The 24,214-nt window shown below is 38.2% G+C and carries 18 protein-coding genes; 9 read left to right on the plus strand and 9 right to left on the minus strand.

The window, feature by feature from the left end; translation table 11 throughout:
* Positions 1–2: 2 nt before the first annotated feature.
* Positions 3–3,173 carry a SusC/RagA family TonB-linked outer membrane protein gene (locus tag BM107_RS05915; protein WP_090981235.1) on the minus strand — a complete coding sequence of 1,057 codons (3,171 nt, stop codon included), beginning with the start codon at positions 3,171–3,173 and terminating at the stop codon, positions 3–5.
* A gap of 783 nt (positions 3,174–3,956) precedes the next feature.
* Here BM107_RS05915 and BM107_RS05920 point away from each other — a divergent pair.
* Complete coding sequence (locus BM107_RS05920; protein ID WP_090981237.1) at positions 3,957–4,649, plus strand: hypothetical protein; 693 nt, start codon at positions 3,957–3,959, stop codon at positions 4,647–4,649.
* 286 nt (positions 4,650–4,935) lie between these two features.
* Here BM107_RS05920 and BM107_RS05925 read toward each other — a convergent pair whose 3' ends face one another.
* The 4 genes from BM107_RS05925 to BM107_RS05945 form a co-directional block, all read right to left on the minus strand.
* Entirely contained in the window at positions 4,936–5,862 is a 927-nt protein-coding gene (locus BM107_RS05925) for a BT_3987 domain-containing protein (protein ID WP_090981239.1), read from the minus strand.
* 13 nt (positions 5,863–5,875) lie between these two features.
* On the minus strand, positions 5,876–7,390 hold the full coding sequence (locus BM107_RS05930) for a SusD/RagB family nutrient-binding outer membrane lipoprotein (RefSeq protein ID WP_090981241.1): 1,515 nt from the start codon (positions 7,388–7,390) through the stop codon (positions 5,876–5,878).
* Between the two features lie 25 nt (positions 7,391–7,415).
* Positions 7,416–10,562 carry a SusC/RagA family TonB-linked outer membrane protein gene (locus tag BM107_RS05935; RefSeq protein WP_090981242.1) on the minus strand — a complete coding sequence of 1,049 codons (3,147 nt, stop codon included), beginning with the start codon at positions 10,560–10,562 and terminating at the stop codon, positions 7,416–7,418.
* 767 nt (positions 10,563–11,329) lie between these two features.
* Positions 11,330–13,825, minus strand: a complete 2,496-nt coding sequence (locus BM107_RS05945) for a M14 family metallopeptidase (RefSeq protein ID WP_090981247.1) — start codon at positions 13,823–13,825, stop codon at positions 11,330–11,332.
* Positions 13,826–13,908: 83 nt separating this feature from the next.
* On the opposite strand from BM107_RS05945, the gene BM107_RS05950 reads away from it, so the two are divergent.
* A complete protein-coding gene (locus tag BM107_RS05950; RefSeq protein ID WP_208864341.1) occupies positions 13,909–15,210 on the plus strand; it encodes a UDP-N-acetylmuramoyl-tripeptide--D-alanyl-D-alanine ligase in 1,302 nt (433 codons plus the stop codon).
* A gap of 1 nt (position 15,211) precedes the next feature.
* Here the strand turns inward: BM107_RS05950 and BM107_RS05955 are convergent, their stop codons facing one another.
* From BM107_RS05955 to BM107_RS05970, 4 genes are all read right to left on the minus strand, one after another.
* The gene (locus BM107_RS05955) at positions 15,212–15,550 is read right to left on the minus strand and encodes a hypothetical protein (RefSeq protein ID WP_090981249.1); all 339 of its coding nucleotides are present in this window, start codon (positions 15,548–15,550) and stop codon (positions 15,212–15,214) included.
* A gap of 147 nt (positions 15,551–15,697) precedes the next feature.
* Positions 15,698–16,195, minus strand: a complete 498-nt coding sequence (locus BM107_RS05960) for a gliding motility lipoprotein GldH (RefSeq protein ID WP_090981251.1) — start codon at positions 16,193–16,195, stop codon at positions 15,698–15,700.
* The gene (ricT, locus tag BM107_RS05965; RefSeq protein WP_090981253.1) at positions 16,164–17,699 is read right to left on the minus strand and encodes a PSP1 domain-containing protein; all 1,536 of its coding nucleotides are present in this window, start codon (positions 17,697–17,699) and stop codon (positions 16,164–16,166) included. The genes BM107_RS05960 and ricT overlap by 32 nt, the downstream gene beginning before the upstream one ends.
* A 1-nt stretch (position 17,700) precedes the next feature.
* Entirely contained in the window at positions 17,701–18,849 is a 1,149-nt protein-coding gene (locus BM107_RS05970) for a DNA polymerase III subunit (RefSeq protein WP_090981255.1), read from the minus strand.
* Between the two features lie 389 nt (positions 18,850–19,238).
* Between BM107_RS05970 and ruvX the strand changes: the two genes are divergently transcribed.
* From ruvX to BM107_RS06005, 7 genes are all read left to right on the plus strand, one after another.
* A complete protein-coding gene (gene ruvX / locus BM107_RS05975) occupies positions 19,239–19,655 on the plus strand; it encodes a Holliday junction resolvase RuvX (RefSeq protein ID WP_090981257.1) in 417 nt (138 codons plus the stop codon).
* Between the two features lie 6 nt (positions 19,656–19,661).
* Positions 19,662–20,300, plus strand: coding sequence for an O-methyltransferase (locus BM107_RS05980; RefSeq protein ID WP_090981259.1), 639 nt, complete (start codon positions 19,662–19,664; stop codon positions 20,298–20,300).
* Positions 20,301–20,378: 78 nt separating this feature from the next.
* Positions 20,379–21,056 carry a glucosaminidase domain and LysM peptidoglycan-binding domain-containing protein gene (locus tag BM107_RS05985; RefSeq protein WP_090981261.1) on the plus strand — a complete coding sequence of 226 codons (678 nt, stop codon included), beginning with the start codon at positions 20,379–20,381 and terminating at the stop codon, positions 21,054–21,056.
* A 92-nt stretch (positions 21,057–21,148) separates the two neighbouring features.
* A complete protein-coding gene (locus tag BM107_RS05990) occupies positions 21,149–21,991 on the plus strand; it encodes a glucosaminidase domain-containing protein (RefSeq protein ID WP_090981263.1) in 843 nt (280 codons plus the stop codon).
* Positions 21,992–22,039: 48 nt separating this feature from the next.
* Entirely contained in the window at positions 22,040–22,792 is a 753-nt protein-coding gene (locus BM107_RS05995; RefSeq protein WP_090981265.1) for a hypothetical protein, read from the plus strand.
* Positions 22,789–23,112 carry a hypothetical protein gene (locus BM107_RS06000; RefSeq protein ID WP_244278741.1) on the plus strand — a complete coding sequence of 108 codons (324 nt, stop codon included), beginning with the start codon at positions 22,789–22,791 and terminating at the stop codon, positions 23,110–23,112. Before BM107_RS05995 ends, BM107_RS06000 begins: the two co-directional genes overlap by 4 nt.
* A 94-nt stretch (positions 23,113–23,206) precedes the next feature.
* Positions 23,207–24,214, plus strand: coding sequence for a DUF3078 domain-containing protein (locus BM107_RS06005; RefSeq protein WP_090981267.1), 1,008 nt, complete (start codon positions 23,207–23,209; stop codon positions 24,212–24,214).

Below are 24,214 nucleotides of genomic sequence, written 5' to 3' on the forward strand. Positions count from 1 at the left end.
AATTAAAGGCCAACTCTTAAATTAAGACCAAAGGTGCGAGATGACGGCAATTGCCCGCCTTCTTGCCAAAAATTTTCAATTTCTGATGGGTCAACGCCATATTTCTTTCCAGGGGCGGAAATTAGCCATGCATTACCCACAACCAAACCTAAGTTTGCTGATTTAAGAAAACCTGATTTTGCTAAAACTTTACTTGGTAAATTATAACCTAATCTAACCTCCCGCAATTTAAGGTATGATGCGCTGATCATAAAAAGTTCACCCGAGCCAGTTTGCATACCATTATAAAAAGCAGTACTCGCGGCTACATACCTTGTATTAGGTTGGCCATTTGCTAAAACCCCAGCAAATTTATATCCGCCACCTTGAGCAACAGGCAACCTCCAGTCGATCCCCTTATCGTTTACACCAACGGTTTCCTGAGATAAACCACTGCCCATATTGAACGCACGGGTAGTAGAGTTAAACAAACCGCCTTTCTGGAAATCTATAGAAAATCCTAAATCGAAATCAAATACCCTTAATGAACTGTAAACACCTCCACTGAATTTTGGACGAGCGTAACCAATAAACTGATTGGTTGTTGAAGTTGGTAAACCACTGGCAGCAATGATGACATTTCCATTTGCATCACGATTCCAAGTACGTCCCAAGATATAACCCCACTCTTCACCTTCACGTAAATTTAAAGTATTGCCAAAGAATGTACTTGTTTGATAAATCACGTTCGTTTGTTTATCAGTAATCTTATTAACTATGGTTTTAGATTTACTAAAGTTTACTGTCAAATCCCAACTTACGTTTTTTGACTGCACCGGCGTACCAGTTAAGCTAAACTCAAAACCTCTATTTGTTAAATCACCTGCATTAATTAAGTTACTTGTATAACCGGTCGCACCATTTAACGTTACAGCTAAAATTTGGTTTTTGTTCTTATTGATGTAGTAAGCAAAATCTAACCCGATTCTATTTTTCAAGAATTTCATTTCAGTACCTACCTCAAATGAATTGGTTTTAGCAGGGATTAATCTTCCATCTCTAAATTCATTACCAATTGCCAAAGAAGGGTTACTGCCATAAGCTGGCGAAGTATTATATTGTAAATTTACCCTATAAGGATCTACATCTGAACCTACCTGGGCATAGGCCAATCTTAACTTACCAAAAGAAACTGCATTTTTAACACTGGTAGGTAAGAACTCTGAGAATACGAATGATCCTGATACCGAAGGATAAAAATATGAGTTTAAATCTGGAGCAAATACTGATGACCAGTCATTTCGGGCTGTAACATCTAAGTAGAGAAAGTTCTTATATCCCAAAGATGCTTTACCGAAAACACTTCTAACTTCTTTTTCGTAATAATCGTTGGTCACTGTTGGACGAGCTAAAGACGCAGCAATGTTAAAATAGTTAGGAAAACTTAGACCTCCCGCTGTAGCCATGTCTATTCTTTCTCTTTTTTCATGACGGATGTTACCTGCCGCCAATGCATTTAAAGTGAAATCACCAAAAGTTTTATTATAAGTTAAGTTCAATTCGTAGTTAAACTCGGTATCTGTCCAGTTTCTTGTTTTAAAATAATCCTGTTGCAATCCACCTGTAGCCATACGCTCGTCACCAGATTCATTGTTGATATTACCTCTTAAAAAACCGGCAAGCGCTAAACCACTCCCCAGATCATATTTTAAACCTAAATTACCAACTAAACGATTGTTTCTTTGAGTCCTGTAGTTATTGTTAACAACCCAGAAAGGATTATCCCAGTATTGAGGAGTCGTAATTTCATTTAAATCTCCAGTACCATTTGGATTTCCTATATTCCAAGAAGTCACGGTACCGTCAGCTAACACCTGATGATCTCTTAAGTAATTCATGTCTAATTGACGTTGAAACCATTGGTTAAATCCTTGAACCACATTTAAGCCATCATTTCGGTAGGTTTCATAAGGCTGTCCAATCCTACTCTCTTTGGCGAACTGAATGTCGGTAGATACAGTAAATCTTTTACTAACATCGTACGATCCATTAACATTTAAAATATTCATTGACCGGTTTGCATTCTCCTGAACAAGAGATCTAGTCTGGTTAGTGTATCCAACACGTAAATTATAACCTTCTCCACCAGATGTGAATGCAATACTGTTATTATAAGAACCACCATTTTTTAGATAATCTTTAATATTATTTGGTTGAGCAGTTAACGGAACCAGCTTACCAAAATCTTCGCCAGGATACCAACTATAATATGGACGATAAAGGGTTGTACCGTCGATTTTCGGCCCAAAGCTTGCGTCAGCGCCATAATCGAGCATATTTTGTCCATTGAAAGCAGCCCAAGTTGCGGGGTGGATAGCTGGATCATAAACAAATTTCTCGAATTGTCCGGTATATCCACCAGCATATTCATTTTGATAATCAGGTAACAAAGAAGTTTTTTCGATGGCAAGCCCGGAATTAATCTCAATTGAGGTTCCTGCTTTTCTACTTCCCTTTTTACTAGTTACAATAACAACTCCATTGTAAGCTCGCTGACCATACAATGCTGTTGCCGCCGCTCCTTTAAGTACAGTTATACTTTCAATATTATCCATGTTTACATTTGCCTGGTCTGCAGGTGTCCCATCTACAACAAACAGAGGAGATCCAACGGTGAAACCATTAATTCCACGAACAATTACAGAGGCATTGTCAAATGAGGAACTTGGTGATCCATTTAACTGAACACCGGCGACTTTACCTGCTAATGCTGTACTAATATCGGTGTTTTTCGCAATCGTAAGTTTTTCACCTTTTATTTCCGTGGCAGCATAACCTAGGGCTCTAGCTTCCCTTTTTTCTCCCAACGCTGTTACAACAATCTCAGACAACGAAGTAGCGTCAGAAATGAGAACGGCATTTACAGTTGTTGACGAGCCGATTGTCTTGGTTTGTGTAACAAATCCTACAGAACTAAAGATTAATGTTGTTGCAGAGCCTGAAACTCTTAAAGAATATTTACCATCTGCACCTGTAACGGTTCCTCCTGATGAACCAGAAATTTTTACGCTTACACCGGGAATTGGTAATTTGTCTTCCGCAGCTGTAACTGTACCATTGATTGTCCGATCTTGTGCATATCCGGCAGTAGCCAAGCACAAAAACATGAACAAACTTTGTAGAAGTTTTTTCATAATTAAGAAATAGGTTAGTTAATGATTTATTGATGCTAATGTATAGTTAGTTATGAATAACACCAAATATTTTTTAACATTTTTTAACAATTAAGTTGCTTTGTTAAAAAATAGCACGAAAATTGAAAAAAAAACAAGCTTAATCAAGATAAAACTGAGTTTTTAGTTGAATATTAAACTGATTAAACAGACATAATTAAGTTTTTAGTTAAACCCAAGCGGAATAAATCGATTAAATCAACAGAAAGATCGTAAAATGGAACATTTTTATTTACTACATGTTTCGCGCCTAAATTCATCTGAAAATGAGATCGATTTTCTTGTGGACTTATGGATAGTATAGGCATCTATATAAAAACGTGATTTTAAGGAGTAGGATAATGTAATTCGCTAAAAAGAATCCGTCTTGATTGTTTTTTGAGGATTCGATATGTATTGCGAGAAGTTGCAACCCTAATCCGCCCTCCTCGTAGCTATCGAAATTACTAAATATGGGTCAGGACTCATTCAAAAAGGCTTGAACACTTCAAAGATAATTTTTTAATCTATTAACTTAAATTACCAGTATGCGATTAAGTATCGATGAATCCGCGTACTTAGTTGAAAATCGGAAATAAGTTCTTTGGGATTATTGAACTTTGATATTTATATTGACAAAGGCCGATTTAAAAAGTAAAATTTCACTATTATATGCTTACAACCGATGAGGATTATTTGATTTAGTTAGTGAACCATATCTTTATATCTTAATTTATAGCTACCTTCATAAAAAACACACAAAATATGCAAACAAAATCTTTAATTCTCGCGACATCCCTGATATCAGTTTTCGCGATTTCCAGCTCTAAGCTTTATGCACAGACAGGCCTGGAGTTACAGTACGGGAACAATGATGTTAATATATCAGGAAAGATGTCTGAAAAAATCAGCGTAAACTTCTTTAATCCAGAATGGACTGCTGGAGATGTCAAATTAGCCGACAACAAAATCTATAACAAGTTAAATTTAATGTATGACATTAAAGATGACAGACCAATATTTAAAACTGATCAGGGTAAGGTGCAAGCATTTGCAGCGCCAGTCACGGAATTTGTCTTATATGCTGACGGTGATAAAAAACCAGCAAACAGATTTAAAAATGGTTTTCCGACAGTCGATGGAAACGATTCGAAGTCATTCTATGAGGTCCTGTCAGAAGGCGCATTAACATTACTGAAAAAATACCAAATCAAAACTGTCGAAGAGCGACCTACAGGTTCCATTTATGCCGTTAAACAAAACAAAAAAGCAGTAAATTATTATTTGCTTTACAAAGACAAAATGATACCCTTTAAAAGAGATAAAAAACAACTTCTTTCCATATTGGAACTAGCAGATAGCAGAAATATAACAGCATATATTAATAGCAAAAAGCCCAACTTTAGGGATGATGAAGAACTAAAAACATTGGTAAACTACTTCAATTCTGCTAAATGAATTCATAAAGATAATTAAAAACAGTCTTGATTAACACTATTAGCCAGATAAAAACCCTGATAAGCCACATCAGTGCAAAACTTGACGCTTTAGCAATTTGAACCATTATGATTCGGATGCATATTATCAAACACTTCAATCACGACAAATAAGCTAAAGTGAAGGTTAAATATATCTGCAATAATATCAATTAGATAGACTAACCTCCCTTAAGCAGATTGATATTTATGAAAAAGGCCGTGTCACAAACAAATGTGACACGGCCTTTTCAGCAATTTAAATGCTTCTATCTAGAACTTTTGTAAGTGATTACTAAACCAGTAATCTGTCTAACATTAGCTGTAGGATTCCATTCGAAATTAAGCGTAAAAGTTTTCGTTGCTGGATCGTATTTGTTAACAGCACCCGGAATATTCCTGAGCGTGGCATTGCCTAGCGCTTTCATCGTTACCAGGTTTGTCGTTGGGTCAACTACCGCTTGAAGATTATCTATTCCAGCAATACCCGATGTACCACCAAACCATGTTAATCCGGCAACCAACACGGTATTTTGGTCGATTGTACTTAATGTAACATTTGGGTTACCAGCCAAGGTACCGTTTAAAGCGTCGCCAACAGTAGGAACACCTGGAGAAGAATAACGCTGAACATTACCTGCTTTAATTGAATAAATTCCATCATAGCTGTTTTTAGCTGAAACTCTAACTAAAGTAGTATTATAATTTCCACTAATTACGTACTCAGGCTTATCAACCCCAACGATCCTAAAAGCTAAAGCATAAGGATGTGCAGGGTCTAACCCAGACTGATTGGTTGTAAGCTTCAAATAAGCAGATCTTGAACCTTTAGGTATAGTAACCTTCAAGCCATTAGGCAAGGTATATTTATCCGAAGGAAATTTCATAACAGACGCTCCGTTGGCTGTATTGTACGCCGCGATTTGAGCATCGGTTTGATCTGTACTTAAAGTAACTGTAACATCCTCAGTAGCTGGTTCACTAGAAGCCAAACTTACCTGCAAGAAATCAAGTGTAGTAGTTTTATTTTCCAGTAATAAAGCAAACGCATTCGAAGTAACAGGAAGTTGAGCAAGCTTATTTGCATCTAAATTGATCATACCATATTTTTGATCGTCGATCATATCATCTTTCAGGCACGAAGATAATCCCATGGTTAACAGACCAAGAGATAATAATATTGAATATTTTTTCATATTGATTCTTTAACTATTTATCCCAAAAAATCTTTGATGTTTGAGCATTGATTGTACCCTGAGCAGCTACATTAGCAGCATTAGTGTTATACTCACTTTGTGGATACAACAAACGGGAAGGAATGATATTACTACCACGGCTAGGTGAAAGTGACAAAGGTAGGTCAGTAGGAACACCTAACCTTCTGTAATCAACATATGCCTCAAAGTTATTGATTCCAATTAAGGCCAAGTATTTTTGCATATCAATTAGCTTAATCTTATCATCAGATGAGGTTGCTGAACTCCATGATACAATAGGATTTGCTTGATCAAGATAGGTATTCGCTGTTGCAACAGCATTTGTAACACCTAACCAAACAAATGATTCCTGAACTGCAGCTCTGTAAGCAGTTTGTGCATTTCCTGATATCCATCCTCTCTGGATAGCTTCTGCCTGCAAAAATAAACTTTCAACTGATGTAAATAACCATTGATCTTGTGTTGCACTTTTTGCTAAACCAGGGCCAGCAACATCAGAAGAGTTGATCGCTTTAGGAGCACTATTTGGGATGGTTTCACCGTAGTTGTAACCATAGTAAGTATTTCCGTTAAGTGGTGTTGCAGCAGGGCTGAAAACATATTGGTAACGGATATCCTCATTGTTTCTAAATTTACCTAAAATGTAATTATTTGCTCTATTATAGTCGTCAACAACAGCACCTAGTTCTGTCAATTTGTATGCTGCCCAGAAGGGATTTTGCTGATCTTTAATAACTGCAAAACCAGGATTTACGTTTGCGCTTGCACCAGCATTAATAAAACCACTTCCATCGGCAGTAATTTTTGCAATCTCAGTAGCAACCGCTGTAGAACTTAAATATTGCGATTGGTGAATAAGTAGTTTTAAACGTTGTGTATTAGCCAATTTTCTCCAACGGGTCAAATCTCCTTTAAACATGATATCTGCCGTCTTCATTTCAGCAGTAACATTTGCACTCGCAAAAATTTTAGCGGCCTCATCCAACTTTACCAATAAATTGGCGTAGATATCTTCTCCTTTATCATAAGCAGGCAAAATATTTCCCTGAAAATCGAAAGCCTTCGAGTAAGGTACATTTCCATATTGATCAACCAGATACATAAAACCGATTGATTTAATTACTTTAGCTGCTCCACTATAGAACGTCTCACCTGTTACGGCTGCTTTTTTCTCCATCAAGTCAACGTCAGCCAAAATATCATACCAACCAGTATTGGTTGCAGTCCATTGACCTGAATTAAAACTCGTAGTAATGGCATATGATTCCTGCTCAGTACTTGGCCCGTAAGTACCCGAGCGAGCCCAATAACCCATCCACAAGGCAGAATAGTTGTATGCTGTAGCCATCTTCGCCGCAGTACGTTGCAGGGTAGAAGGTAAAATTAATTGTGCAGTAATTGAACCTTCAGTAGGTGAATTGGGATTTTGGTTGATATCAAAAAAACTTTTTTTACAGCCTGTCATTAAAAATAATGAAACAGTAAAGGCATATATAATCTTTTTCATTTTCTTTATCTATTTATTTCCTCTATTAAAAAGTTATAGTGATATTTCCACCGAATGTACGTGTTGGTGGATTAATGGTTGAATCACTTATACCGTTTCTATTATTTGACGCAGTGCCTGAACTTCCAACACCAAAAGAAGTATTAGTATCTGTATAAGTAAAATCAGGATCTGTGTAAATATTAGATTTAGGTAACCACAAGGCTAAGTTTCTTCCTGTTAAGGCTACAGATAAGCCTTTAATTACCTTTTGATTTCCTAAAACTTTTACAGGAATTTCATAACCAATAGCGACCTCTCTTAATCTCCAAGATGCGGCACTGGTTAAGAAGTTGGTACCCACTGTTCTATAAACACCAGTGTAAAAGTTCTCACTATTATTAATGGTTACATTCGTGTTTGGTGAGTAGCTTCCATCAGCATTTGCGATAGATGAGTTTGGAAAAATAAAAGGTTGACGGTTGTTGCTCGCTGTTGCATAGCCAACACCTGTCCAGGCCATATCCGGGCCAATGTTGTGATAAGCATAGTTGCCAGTTTTGTATTCGAACAAAGCTGATACATTTAGTCCTTTCCAGCTTACTGATGGGTTAAATCCTAAAATCCATTTTGGCATCGTTTGACCAAATATTTTCGCCGTTGGATCCTGAGTTGGTAGACCAGTATTGCGATCAACGATTACCCTTCCCTGAGGATCTCTAACATAGTCCGTCGCTTTTATTACGAAAGCCGGATTATCTTTTACTACATAGTTAGAAGCATTCACATAACCACCAATTAGCACCTCATCTAGACCGGAGTAAACACTCGTCACATTGTTTTCATTGTAGGTTGCATTTGCTCTGAAGTTAACCCTTACATCACCTAAATCAACAAGTGGAGTCAACTTTAAATCTAACTCTACACCTTTATTTACAAATGATGCGGCATTAACAAAGGCGCTCGTATAACCCGTCGTAGCTGACACATTGATCGGAATGATCTGATCCGTCATTTTTTGGTTGAAATATGTGGCTTCAATGTTGATTCTGCCATTAATAAAACCGGCTTCGGCACCAACCTCAAAACTTCTGATAAACTCAGGTTTTAAGTTTGCATCGTAAGTGGTATTATTTGCCGTATATCCTGGTAATGTTCCGAACGGAAAGCCCGCTGGCTGCGAAAATGTAGCTGCTAATAAATATGGACTAATGTCAGCATTACCTGTTTTATTCCAGGCACTTCTTAATTTTAAGTAAGAAAGAACCTTGTTGTTTTTTAATGCTTCAATTGCATCGGTTAAAACAACTGCACCATTTACACCTGGATAAAAGAATGAATTATTATTTAAACTCAACACAGAGGTCTCATCATTACGACCGGTTACCTCAATGTTCGCCCAACCTTTATAATTCAAACCAACACTTCCATAAAAACCAAGCAATCTTGATCTGCGGTAAGGTGAAGATCCAGTTAATTGTCCCACACGGTTCTCAACATTGAATAATTCCGGCACAACTAAGCTTGATGCACCGATACGGGTATCCCTAGCTTCATCCTGACGATAATATGTACCAAGAATTGCGCTCAATTTAAAGTCAGAACCTAAGTCTTTATTTGCTGATGCAAACGCCTCTGATGACAAACGCGTATTCTTGAATGAACGCTCCTCAATAGCACCAGGAATTAATTTAAATGATCTTGATAAACCAAAAGCATTTGGAATTTCACCCTTAGAGCTTCTTCTTTCATTGATTGTTTGGTTGGTGATTGCTGCACGATAAGTAAAATTTAACCAGTCTGCAGCTTTGAAATTCATTTCTACGTTAGTTAAAAAATCCTCACGTTTACCATTTTTGCGCCAATTATCTATTGCAAAATATGGGTTTAAACCATAATCATTAAAATAGTTATTATACGTTGAAAATTTATCACCCAAAAAGTCTTTATAAGATGTAAGGGGAACTTGCACAGGTGTATTGAAGATTAAGTTCATTAAACCACCATTTAAGCCCACATTATTGGCCGCATTGTAGCCGCCCATAGCTGCATCATCAAAAACATTATAGTTTTGCTGGCTATAGTTTGTATTTACGGCCACTTTGAACCTTCCGTATTCTTTTGATGTATTTAGTCTGATACCTGTTCTTCTGTTTTTATCATCCGGAACGATACCTTTAATATTTGCATCCTGGAAACTCAAGTAAAAATCTTTTGATGCGAAAGAAACATCATTCTGAATCGTAACTCCAGTATTAAAAAACTTTTTACGATCATTTTTCGCACTATAATCTGTAGTTTGTGTAGTACCGTCAGGAAGTTGGTGACCTAACTCCACAGTAGAACCATCGAGAGCAGGACCCCATGACCAGTTTTCATAGGGAATATATTCTCCTCCGCCACCAGAACCGAATTTCTCTTGAAATTTAGGAAAGAAAGAAATGTTGGTAAACTGAGTTGAGTTACTTAATGTAATGACCGGCTTATCGTCTCTAGAACCTTTTTTAGTAGTTACAACAATTACACCATTCCTTGCATCAGGTCCGTAAAGTGCAGCACCAGCCGAACCTTTCAGAACGTTTACTGACTCAATATCGTTTGGATTGATTGAAGAAAGGTAATTAATATCCGATTGAACTCCATCTAACAACAAAAGCGGGTTGTTGTTACCTGTTAATGAACGAATACCACGAAGATTGATTTTAACGTTTTCGAATACACCACTGTTGGTTGTAGTAATGTTCATACCAGAAACTTTGCCCTGTAATCCATTTACCGCATTTACAGCCTTTGCTTGTGTAATTTCTTTACTTGTAACACTAGTTGCGGCGTAACCCAAATCTTTTTTCTGCCTTGTGATACCTAATGCAGTTACTACAACTTCACTTAAGGCTTTTGAATCTGAAACCAATGAAACGTTTAATGTTGAAGCTGAACCTATCGTTCTGCTTTGTGCAGTGTAACCGATGTAGGAAAAATCGATTACAGTTGATCCTGCAGGAACCCTAACAGAATACTTACCACTTGCATCTGTTACGGTACCACTTTGAGTACCTTTCACTCTTACACTTACTCCAGGAATAGGTAATTTGTCATCCGCAGAAGTAACCGTACCAGTAATTGTTCTTTCTTGAGCAATTGCAGTAGTTGCAAAAAACAAAAGTACGAACAAACTTTGTAGAAGTTTTTTCATGAAATTTAAGTTAGTTAATGATTAATTATTTTGAACGCTAAATATAATGGAGATAAATAGAACTTTAACAAATTTTAACTAAATCAACAGGTATAATGACTTAAAATTGACAAACAATACGCATGATTAAAAATACAAGCCGAAATCATATTATAGACAGACATACATAAAAGCAACTAAATTTTAACCGGAAGACACTGTATCTTGCTTAAAAACAGTATAAAAGGATTGGACGAATGCATATTAAAAAAATAAAATCATAAATTTTATCTGTCTGAAAATTAGACAAGAAAAGCTTTAAAAAACTGAAGAAATAGCTTTTATCAAATCGAAAAATATTCATACAAGGGAATATCCTAGGATATAAAAATCAATATAAATAATGCTTCTGATCCTACGGCTTGGTCTTGCCTCGGCTAACGATTAATAATCGGTACCGATATGTCGCCTAAGGGTTCTTTCTTGTTGGCATCAAAAGGAAACACAAAATCCCCGCTGAAAATTTATTCGTTTTTTGATCTTGTTTTCATTGGCATCCATAATGGCTTCGCCATTCTTTTAAAACCTGTGGCACAGCTTGTTCAGTGGAGTCCGAAAATTTATCAGACAGGGTTTAAGTAAAACGGAGATGATGTGCCCTGCTAGACGACAAGACACAGCTCGACGAATCTTTCATTATCAAATAAAAAAAAACGGCGTTAATAGTAATTTTTCTTAGAATCTTTTTGAATAGAGAGAAAATTAGAAGTTTTTATATATACACTTTTTTAATACCCACAAAATATGATATTCGAAAACAAGGTCTTACCGCTTTCCCAAAAGTTCCTAAAAAGTGGGTCGTTAGCTAAATAAACAACCTGGCCCCGCCCGAAATCCTGCACTCCGATAAGCAGTCCGCTTTTAAGCTCTTCTCTTGCTTTTTTGCCTACAATACCGGCCATTAAACTTTTTTCGTTGATCAACCCCACATTCCATCCCTGAACAAATGGCTCATATATTTTACGATCGGTTTTTAAGCTGTAATAAGTTTTGCCCAGACCATAAGAAAAAGGATGACTAGAATCAAGATTGATCTTATAAATTGCGCCGGGAATGGTCGTTTCAAAATCATCCTTATTCTTATCCTTAAAAAGAAGTTTGTTCGCTTCTGGTTTCTCATCTTTTTTGACAATAGCCTCTTTCTTTTTAACGTCAAAACCCTTCTTATCCAATACACTCTCGATGGCATCTTCCATTAAAATCAGTTTTCCACCTTTATTTAACCAGGCAGTTAAACCATCGCCAATAAAAGCGCTATAACTACCATCGGGCAAAATCAATGTATTTACCTTATTGATATCCAGGTTATTTAAATCTTTGGCATTAATAATAACAGGAGAAAGATTCAGATCATGTTCCAAAAAAAACCATGCTTCACCAAAGGCCAGAGAGGAAACTTCCGCACCTGAGGCAATCGCTATTTTAGGCTGTTTTAACAATGGATAAACGTTAGACCCAAAATCTTTACCTTTTTCTACAAAACCACTGCTTACGGCTTGAATGGGTTTATCCTGCATTTTAGCAATAAAGGCTATTTTATCTTTTATTCCCCTTATTGTTTTTTCATTTTCTGCTCTCAGTACAATCAATGTGCCCGCAGGATAATCTCTTCCGTTTACCGAGAATGGCTGATCGGCCTGCCTCACCTTTATATTTTCTTTTTGCAATGCCGTTAAAACCCTAACATCTTCGCGGGTTCCCCAGTTAAAAAGCCAGGCCAGTGGTTTCTCAACCTCAGTATTGATAATCGTTGGTTCTTCAATTGCCGGGAATTTTCCCTTTATACTCTCTTTACTGGCATAGCCCTTTAATCCGTACACATAGGGTAGGGCCCAGGCCGTAATATCATAAGTATTTGAATCAGTTACAACAGTTTGTGGTTCTAATAAAACATTAGCCAAAACTGCCCTTGGCTGCTGGATGTTTACAATTAAATCATTCCGGGAAACGCTAAAACTTTCTTCTTTTTGCGTATCATAATCGTAAGCTCTTCCGGTTTTATCGCCACCAAAGGCAAATTCGATCTTATTTCTTTTTAACAGTTCTGCCAGTTTTTTTAAGCGTGATAAACTGGTCGCTTTTATAATATAACTTTTATAAATACCCGGGCTATTAGTTAATTCCTGCTGGAAATATTTTTTAAACTCTGCTAATAATTTCTGATGGTTTAAGGAAGTTACTTCAAGGGTAGACATTCCTGTGGTAAAATGATGTGCAATACGGTCTTTCAGTGTTAGGGTATCACCATCATTGGTTACCACTGATAATCCGGCCCTAATGCCCCCTTGCTCGTAAGTCATACCAATTGATCCATTGTACAAAGGATAGGTATCCCCGTAAGAGGGATAGAGCAGATCAAACCGTTCTTTGGTAAAATATTGCCAGCCTTCGGCATCAAAGTATTTGGCATTGTTTTTACCGACCACCACCTGGAAACTTTTTTGCCAGGGTGTTATGTCTTGATGAACCGGTTCTGCCGCAGGGGCAAAATAATAGGGCTCATTATAGCTTTGCTCATGAAAATCGACATGTACCTGCGGCATCCATTGATTATATAGAGCCAAACGTTGCTGACTTTCAATCTGGGTTTGCCATGCCCAGTCGCGGTTTAAATCGAAATAATAATGGTTTGGCCTGCCACCTGGCCAAGGCTCGATGTGTTCTCTTGATGAAGGGTCGGGATTAGGTGTTTTACCTACAACACTGTTAAAATAGTTTACGTATCGGTCTCTTCCATCAGGGTTCAAACAGGGATCGATTACCACAACAGTATTTTTCAACCACTCGCTGGCCGGCTTGTTATTGCCCGAAACCAGGGTATAAAGCATCTTCATTGCGGTTTCAGTTGAATTTGCCTCATTACCATGTACATTATAGCTTAACCAAAGTATAGCAGGCTGGGTAGTTAGATCAATCGTATTATTGGTGCCTGCTGCCAAAACCAAATTATTAGCCCTAATCTGTTCCAGTTTGCTGATATTTTCCGGCGAAGACACAATCGCCACCATTAACGGTCTGCCCTCATTGGTTTTTCCATATTCTATCAATTTCATGTTTTTGGCAGAAGCAGCAGCGGTTTGCCTAAAATAATCAGCGACTTTATAGTGAGGGGTAAAGTGCGAACCTAACTGGTATCCGAGAAATTCATCAGGAGATTGTATTTGTGCCTGCACAAATGAAACCACACCAAGGGTGATTAAACAGATCGTTAAGAGTCTTTTCATAAGAAATAATTTTACCTAATGTACAAATTTTGTTTTTTGTTGTCGCGAAAGCTTAATTTTACATGATATTTTTTACCATAGGCATGATTACAACCGAAAAATTATACGAACACTACCAGAAAAACTCAACCATATCCACTGATACAAGAAACATTACACCTGGTTGTATCTTTTTTGCCTTGAAGGGAGATCATTTTAATGCCAATGAATTTGCGGCCCAGGCCATAGAAAAAGGGGCTGCATTTGCTGTAATTGATGAAGAAAAATATGCGCAAAGCGATAGGTTTTTACTGGTTGAGGATGTGCTAGGCTGTTTACAGGATCTGGCACGCCATCACCGCAAACAGCTTGGTATACCGGTTATCGGTTTAACGGGTAGTAATGGAAAAACAACGAGCAAAGAACTTATAAATGCGGTTTTATCTGAACGGTATAAAACTTTTGCCACTTTTGGTAACTTAAACAATCATATTGGTGTTCCGCTATCCATACTATCTATTACAGATGATGTGCAGATCGCGGTAATTGAAATGGGCGCAAACCACCAGAAAGAAATAGAATTACTATCTGCTATAGCACAACCCACCCATGGCATTATTACCAATGTTGGCATGGCACATTTAGATGGTTTTGGTGGCTTTGAAGGCGTAAAAAAAGGTAAGGCTGAACTTTATGCTTACCTTAAACAAACCAATGGTTATACTTTTATCAACAGAGACAATCCGCATTTGCTTGAGATGTGCATGACCGCGGGTTTAAACAAGCTCATTTATTATGGAACCGAAAATGGAAATGCCATTAAAGGGGAATTAAAAAGCAGCGATCCTTTTATCGAAGTGAGCTGGACCAATCATGAGGTTTCATCATCGGTAAAAACCAATTTAACCGGCAGTTATAATTTCGAAAATATTCTGGCTGCAATCTGCATAGGCGACTTTTTCGACATGGCGCCTGAAGAAATAAATATTGGCTTATCAAATTATCAACCGAAAAATAACCGTTCGCAACTCAACAAAACGGAGAAAAATACGGTGATCTGTGATTTTTATAACGCCAACCCAAGCAGTATGTCAGCGGCTTTGAAAAATCTATCGGTAATATCAGCCGATAAAAAGACTGCCATATTGGGAGATATGTTTGAATTAGGCCCTGAGTCCCCAAATCAGCACGAACTTATTGCAAAACAAGCCAGTGAAAGTGGTTTAGATCAAATCATTTTCATCGGGAAGGATTTCTATGCATTTAAAGGCAATTTTAAAGGTATATTCTTCGAAACGCCGGCCGAGGCTGACCGGTACTTACAAGAAAATTTAATTCATGATCATTTAGTATTACTCAAAGGCTCACGGGGAATGAAACTGGAAAACCTGTTAAAACACCTATAAATTACTTTGAAAACTGAATTTCATACCTTTCACCATTAATTTCTAAAAGTTCAGGCTTCATTTTATCTGGATAGCTGATCAGCAATATTCTTTTTAAACTTTTTTGAGGACCTAAAGTTGTTTTATTTTTTGCTGGTATTGATACAACTGTAGCCTGGTAAACAAAAGAGACCGGATATTTCACCTTATTTACAAGATCCAGTAATGAAACTTCTGAGAAGTCTATATCAATGGTTTCATTTGTTTTGTTAGTCACCTTCGTCTTTACGCTAACAAAGGTATAGCCTTTTTTGGCAACTATTCGGCTGTTTCCTGTGGCTTGCTGACTTGCAGAACTCATTCCATAAACTTCATATTCAATATCGTTTTTGTAGTTGAAGTTGTTTTTCGCCGGGCTGAGCTGATAGACGGTTACACATGATGAAAGCGTTAAGATTAAACCAAAAAAGAGTAATCTAAAGAGAGGTATTTTCACGAATGATTAATTTCAATTAGTTAAGGATTCACTTACAGTTAAACCAACATCACTCACTTCCAGTAGCGGATTATCGCGCATGTTCTGTTCAATCTCAATCTCAAACTTACCATTTCTTGGAAAATAATGGTTGGTCAACATGGGTAGGGTATAACTGAATACATTTCCTGAACCGCTACCCAACCATTCGCCATCATTTTTAGCCAGTTTATATTGATAACGTTTGGTTAACACCTTTTTACCATCTTTAAAATGGGCCAGGATAAAAATATTGGCATATTTATAATTGGCGGTATGCCTTAACTTAAAATAAATATTATACGCTTTGGTATTATCTTTAATATCAAAAGTTGTAGAAACATGGTTTCGGTAAGTCCACCTGCGGTCGGCAATTTCAACATTACTATCAACTACACTGTTTGTGCAACCCACAGAAAGGGTAACCATCCATAAAAAGGCAAGTAAAATGATTTGCCTTTTATTCAGCAGCAGGTTTATTTTCTGAGCCATTATTATTGTTTCGGCGGTTATTGTTTTTCCTACGGTTATTTCTGTTTTTATTTTTGGTCTGCTCTGGCCTGGCACCATCTACGCCAACATTCCCTTCAGTTTTAACTACTGTTTTTGGGGCCTGTGGCTGCTTCTGTTTGTTATTTTGCGGTTTGGGCCCATTTACATGCTGCGGCTTCGGTACCGCCTGTTGAGGCTTTTGACCAGAATTTTGTTGCGGCTTTCCTCCGTTAGGCTGTTGTTTTCCACTTTTTTGCGCTTTTTGGGTAACCTGTTGAGGCTGCTGAGGCCCGTTGTTAGCTCCTGCGCTTTTTTCTCCGGCAGTAATTCTTTCTCTCTTATTCTGGTTATTACTGCGGTTATTTTTCTGGTTGTTCCTATTCTGGTTGTTTTTACCACGAGAACGTTCGTCAAGGCGGGTTAAACTATCCTGCCCTACAACATTTTCGTAATCAAATGATTTCTCTACTACAACAGGAGCAGCAATCTGAACGGCTTCTTCTTTTAAGTTCGGTGCTTTTTTACCCGCCTTATTCATCGCCATGATCTCTTTTACACGTGCAGCTTTAACCGGAATCCAGTTTTCATCGCCCTGATAACTGAACCACATGATTTTTTTAAAAATATCCGTTTTCTGGTGACGAGCAAAACCCGCCTCGGTATCCAGGTTTTCAATCCTATCAGGAATATCTTTCAACGCATCCAGATAGGTATCCAGCTCATAATTTAAGCAGCATTTTAATTTACCGCATTGCCCGGCAAGCTTCAAGGTATTTAGTGATAAATTCTGATAACGTGCCGCAGCGGTAGAAACCGTTTTGAAATTGGTTAACCAGGTAGAGCAACATAACTCGCGACCGCACGAACCGATTCCACCTAAACGGCCGGCTTCCTGTCGCATCCCAATCTGGCGCATTTCAATACGGATGCGAAAACTTTCTGCCATTTTTTTGATCAGCTCGCGGAAATCCACACGCCCATCAGCAGTATAAAAGAAAGTGGCTTTCGTTTTATCGGCCTGATAATCCACATCGCTGATTTTCATCTGCAAACGGAGATCCAATGCCAGTTTTCTTGCCTTGTGCATGGTTTCCCATTCCATTCCTTTGGCGGCATTCCATTTCTCCACATCGGCTTCAGTAGCCTTACGGTAGATTTTTTTGGTTACCTGATCAAGGGTCGTCTTGCGGCGTTTCATCTGGATCCGCACCAGCTCGCCGGTAAGCGAAACATGTCCTACATCAAAACCTCCTGTTGGTCCTTCAACGGCAACAAGTTCTCCAATTTCAAGGTAAATATTATCGCTATTGAGGAAAAACTCTTTACGAGAGCCCTTAAATTTAATCTCTGTAACCTGAAAAGGTTTATAATTAGAAGGCATATCCAAATTAGACAGCCAATCGTGCACTTCCATTGTCTGGCAACCACCGGTGCCACATGAGCCATTACTTTTGCATCCATTAGGGGTGCAACCACCACCTGTTGAACAACTTCCACATCCCATATTAATTGTATATATATTGAGTCCCCGCAGGGAGCGTTTTAAACTTGATAATTTTTACCAATTGTAAAGATACATCTAAAAACAGAATTTTCGGGTTCGCGTTTCTTTCAATGTGGTAATGTGCCTTTTCCAATTCGCTGATAATGGCCTCTGCCATGGGCAAGGTAAGCACGTGTGTACTGAGTTTTTTGGCGGTTTCAAAGGTAAGCGGCGGTAATTTGACCAATTCTTCGGCACCACTTAAAATTAAACAGCACTCGCGTAAATAATTTACGCCATATTTTAAAAAATTCTTCTGGTTTTCTCTTCCCCACTTGGCCGCCTCATCGGTAAAATCGATTAAATCGGGTACCTTATTGCCAAAACCCATCCTTAACCAGGCCGTAAATGTACCTGAACTGTCGCTTTGTGTATCTGCTGCAAGCGCTTTTGCTTCAATTAAATTCCCGTCGGCTAAAAAAGAATAATCAATAGCCTGATGTTCCGTTAATCCGCTCGAATTTAACAGATATCCGGTCACCTCTTCCGAAGAAAGTTTTGGGATCTTTACAATTTGCGTTCTGGATAAAATAGTGGTTAAAATCTGGTCCTGACTTTGGGCGATTAAAATAAACAAGGTATTTGCCGGCGGTTCTTCAATTAATTTCAACAGGGCATTCCCGGCCTTATCCAGGTATTCGGGAAGCCACATAATTAAAACCTTGGTTTCGGCTTCAAAGGCTTTGTAACTTAGCTTTTTAATAATATCGTGACATTCGGCGATATTAATATTGGCCTGTTTATTGGCTGCATCGAGTTTAGAACGCCAGATATCCATATCAAAATAAGGATCCTGCAGTAACATGCCCCGCCATTCTTCCAGCACATCCACAGCCGTTTTTACACTTGCTGAGGCGAAAAAAGGATAGGAGAAATGCAGATCAGGGTGAATTAAACGCTCGTACTTTCTGCAGCTCGAACATTCTCCGCAACTATCACGCTCGCCCTTGTTTAGGCAATTGATGTATTGCGCATAGGCTATCGCCAGGGGTACAGCACCAGAACCGGCAGGCGACAAAAATAGCTGCGCATGGCTAATGCGGTTTTCCTTAACCGTTTGCACCAATTGTTGCTTTACTCTTTCCTGTCCGATGATTTCTTTAAACTGCATTTGGTGCAAAATAAGAAATAGATATGAGATTCACACACAAGTGACCATGTTCTTACTTTCGGAGTATTAATTTATATCCTGAAATAGATTTAATTCGAATCGGATTTGTGACGCTAAACTCGTCGAAATATCATATCTACAATTGCATATTCAAATAGAAAATCGTCATCTCGACTGAAGCACAGCGGAATGGAGAGATCTTTTGAATCAAATTATTAAATAAATTCAAAAGATCTCTCCACTACGGTCGAGATGACGAAGTATCGAGACATATCATCACCGTTTAGATTTCCATTGTTATATCTATTATTTCAAAAACCTTACCTTTGAACTTTTTAAAATTAAAAGATTGGGTCAGCGCTTACGCAAACCCCTAACGCTTATTTTTTATGGCAAGGATCCTCGCATTTGATTACGGAACAAAACGCATCGGCATTGCCGTAACCGATCCATTGCAGATCATTGCAACAGGCCTGGACACGGTACATCCTAAAGATGTGATTGAATATATTAAAAAGTACATGCTTAACGAGCAGGTTGAGGCCTTTGTACTGGGCGATCCCAAACAAATGGATGGTTCGCCGTCTGATTCTGCTCAACATGTGAAAGGTTTTGCTACGCTGCTGAAAAAATCATTTCCCGATATCCCAAGGTATTGGGTTGATGAACGTTTTACTTCCAAAATGGCGCAGCAGGCCATTATGCAGAGCGGGCTAAAAAAAACCGACAGAAGAGACAAAGACAGGGTAGATACCATTGCCGCAACCATTATTTTACAATATTTTATGGAAAGTAACCGTTTATAACCAAAAATGAGCCTAATAAACGACGATTTACAGGATTTACTAATTGCCTATTGCGAGCCTGAAAGCGAATTGCTTCAACACATAGACCGTGAAACCAACCTTAAAGTGTTAATGCCCCGCATGCTTTCCGGCCACTACCAGGGCCGGGTATTGAGCATGCTCAGTAAAATGGTTTCCCCTAAAAGGATCCTGGAAATCGGCACTTTTACCGGCTACGCAACTTTATGCCTCGCAGAGGGATTAACTAAAGACGGCCTAATGTATACGCTGGATATTAATGAAGAACTGGAAGACATGGTTCGCCATAACTTTGCCAAATCAGCCTATAATGATCAGATTCGTTACATCCTCGGCGATGCTACTACTATGATTGCAGGTTTAGATGAAGTTTTCGACATTGTTTTCATCGATGCAGATAAAAAAAACAACGGTACATATTATGATCTCATTTTTGAGCGTGTTCGCCTAGGCGGGCTGATCATTGTTGATAATGTATTATGGAGTGGAAAAGTACTTCAGGAGAAACAGGATAAAGACACCAGAAATATTACTAGTTTTAATGATAAGATAGCTGCTGATGAACGTGTTGAGAAATTAATTCTACCGGTGCGGGATGGTTTGTTTGTGATCAGGAAGAAAGCTTAATATATTGTGGTTAATCGGTTAATTGTTTTAATCGGTTAATCGTACAGTTAACCAATTAAATAATTTGTACAGTTAACCATGACTAAAAAAATCTTTACTTTCTGCCTGTTCCTTTTAACAGGAATTATTGCGAAAGCACAGAATACTGAAGACTATATTGCAGCACATGTAGCGTGTGCACAAGGTTTAATGCATGATCATAAAATTCCGGCCAGCGTTATTTTAGCTGTTGCCATTCACGAATCTGCCGCCGGAAATAGTAAAATCGCACAGCACCTCAATAACCATTTCGGCGTAAAAGGACCAAATAACAACGCGGAAATCCGATCCTCATATCGTGATTATCTAAACGCCGACGAATCTTACAGCCATTTTGTAGAAATTATGGAAACGCGGGAGCCTTTTAACAATCTTTTTGGGAAGTATGATCAGTATGATTATAAAGGTTGGACTTATGGCATCCGCCGCTGTGGCTACGCCCATAGCAGAAGCTGGGCCAGTCAGGTAATAGGCTTAATTAAAAAATACGAACTCTATCAATACGATGAGCGGCCGGAGGGCTATGTAGAACCTGTTTATGCAGCTCCTGTCCACCGCCGGGCAAAAAATAAAAGAAAAATAAAGTTATACACGGTTAAATCTGGCGATAATCTAAGTATTATTGCCAAAAAGAAAGGCACAACCGTTAAATCCCTTATGCAAAAAAACGGTATTAAAAAGGCAAATTTAAAGCCAGGGCAGCGAATTAAGTTTTGAGTTGGGAGCTGGGAGTCATGAGTTCACAATTAACCAGTTTTCAGTCCACAGTTCATCAATTAAACCATTAACCGATTAAACATCACCACATAATGCGTTCATATCATCATTACCTTTTAATCGCTGCAATCCTTGTTTTTTTTAGTTCCTGCGGTACCAGAAAGTTTTCTAAAAACAATAAAAAGATTGAAAAAGAAGCGAACAAAGCAAACAACAACAATTATAAGAGTTACAACACCTTAAGTTATATTGATGAATTTAAAGGTGTGGCTATAGAAGAAATGAACTCCGCCGGTATTCCGGCAAGCATTACTCTGGCACAGGGAATCCTGGAATCGGGTAGTGGAAACAGCGATCTGGCCAAGTATGCCAACAACCATTTTGGCATCAAATGTACATCAGACTGGAAGGGAAAAAACTATTTCCGCGATGACGACCAGAAAAATGACTGTTTTAGGGTGTATAAAGATGCCCGCGAATCGTTCAGAGACCATTCTGAATTTTTAAAGCGCAAGCGCTACAGTTTTCTTTTCCAATTAGACAAAAATGATTATAAGAGCTGGGCGCAAGGGTTGAAAACCGCAGGTTATGCAACCAATCCAAAATATCCGGACTTGTTGATCAATACCATCGAAAAATATCAGCTTTACCAATACGATCAACCGGAGAGCGAAAAGCAAAAAATTGCCCGAGAAGATCGTGTTTTTTCAGAAATCAATAAAAATATCCCCCAGGAAAAGGCTAAGTTTACCCCCGTAGAAACGCCACCTGCCGGTGCTAAACCGATCCTTGCCGACGGCACTTATACCGTTGTTAAAGGTGATACACTTTACAACATAGCCAAACGCTTTAATTTAACCGTTGATGAGCTAAAAATGTTGAACGAAATGACCACCGAAACCATTAAAATAGGCCAAACATTGAAGGTTAAATAATGTTAAGTAAAAAAATAGCCAGCAAGATATTTGTAGTTTTATAGCTGAATGAAATTTTTTATTCCTTTTATACTTGTTTTTGGCTTCTCTACGTGGATTTATGCACAAAATAAACCTGTGCAGGGTATTGTTATTGATAAAGAAACCAAGCAACGTTTAGCGAAGGTTTATATTTATAATGTCCGTACGGGTGATGGTTTATACAACAATACAAAAGGCGAATTTAGCACGTTTGCTCTTCTTGGTGATACCTTGGTTGCAGCTTTATCAGGCTATGGCGTAGATACGATTGTTTTCAAGGGGCAAACTGCTGCATATTTTCAACTCAGATCACTTGGTATCAGATTACGTGATGTAGTTATTCAACAAAAAAGGTTGACCCCGCAGCAGCAATATGAAAAAAATGTTCAGGAATACCGCTACCAAACCTTGAAAGGGAGTAGTAAAGATTTATTGAATTTAGGCAACGGCGGTGTTGGCTTAGGCATCGATGCCATTTATAACCTGTTAAGCAGGCAGGGGAGAAATGCCCGTCATTTGCAAAAAGTCCTGGAAAAAGATTATCGTGAAGACCTGATCGATTATCGCTTCAACGCCAATCTGGTTAGTCAGGTACTTGGCATAAAAGACGCTGAACTGACTGATTTTATGCAGCAATACCGCCCAACCTATCAATTTGTATTGGATGCTACAGATTATGCTTTTAATCTTTTCATCAGAAACGCCTATAAAAGCTACAGGTTAAACCCTAAAGCCCTACAATTGCCTGCATTACCCAAAATAACGATTGATAAGTTGTGAACGCACCAGTCCTGATTGTTAAAAAACTACCCGCAGCAGGCATGGCCATCTTTCCATTTATTCTGCTAAAATCGGCAGCGTTTAAAAACGATCAGGAAATTATCAACCACGAGAAAATCCACTTGCGCCAACAGTTGGAATTACTTGTATTCCCTTTTTATATCTTATATTTGCTTAACTATCTGATCAATCTGATCAGATACAAAAAACACAATCTGGCCTATCGGAATATTGTTTTTGAAAAGGAAGCTTACACTCATGAAACTGATTTAAATTACCTTAAAAAGGGTAACTGGTATGGCTGGATCAAGATAAGGTGAAACTATTTCCTCTACTTTTACCTGAATAGCTGTTCTGGTAATCATTTTGTTAAATGCTTTTTATCTCTAAAATTTTTCGTTTTCTTTGTAGGTAATGAAGAACTGTTTAGCTGCCATCATCCTGATTCTAAGTTTCTGCTCTACCCAATTACATGCACAGGAAATTGATACTATTCCAATCAATACTAAAGACCTGAACATTAAATTGAAACGCAGTCCACTGCCAAGCAGACAGGGCCCGTTAAACTTTGAACCTGTAAAAATTAAGCCCCTGGTGGTAAACGCCAAGATTAATTATTGGAAAACAAGAACCAATATCGGCATCAACATTAACCAGGCGCAGTTCAGTAATAACTGGAAGGGTGGGGGTACCAATTCGGTAGCCGTTGGCGGTTTGGTTAACTGGAAAGCGGAGTATAACAAAAACAGTTATAGTTATGTGAGCGAAGTGGTTTTACAGTATGGGAAAATCAAAAACAAAGATCAGCTGCAAAAGAAAACCAACGACCGTATTTTTTGGGATAATAAAGCGTCTTTTCAATTATCGAAAAGTTGGTTCTTCTTTGGATCGGTGAGTTTCGAATCCCAGTTTGACAAAGGTTTCAGGTATTATAGAGATGGAAAAGGCGATGAGCAACAAGTGCTGATTTCGAAATTTATGTCACCGGGTTACTTAACTGAATCGATCGGTTTGGAGTATAAACCAGTCAAGTATTTTTCTACCCGAATCGGCACAGGTACAGCCAGACAGACTTTCGTGCTCGATACTGCCGTTTACGAAAAAGATAAAAAAGAAGCTTATGGGGTAGACAAAGGGAAGAAATTCAAAAATGAACTTGCTTTCCAGATTGTAAGTGCAATTGACAAAGATATTTTTACCAATACCAACCTGAAAGCCAGGTATGCCATGTTTATTCCATATCAGGAATTTAAGCCAAGTAAAATCGACCATAGATTGGATATTGCGCTAACAGCAAAAATCAACCGGTTTATGAATACGAGCTTAACAGGAGTGTTGTTGTTTGATACCGATATGGATACGAATAAAATACAGGCTAACCAAACGCTGGCCTTGGGCTTTGGCTTTACCTTTCCAAGGTAG

It is taken from the genome of Pedobacter suwonensis, from assembly GCF_900111825.1.
Classification (GTDB): domain Bacteria; phylum Bacteroidota; class Bacteroidia; order Sphingobacteriales; family Sphingobacteriaceae; genus Pedobacter; species Pedobacter suwonensis.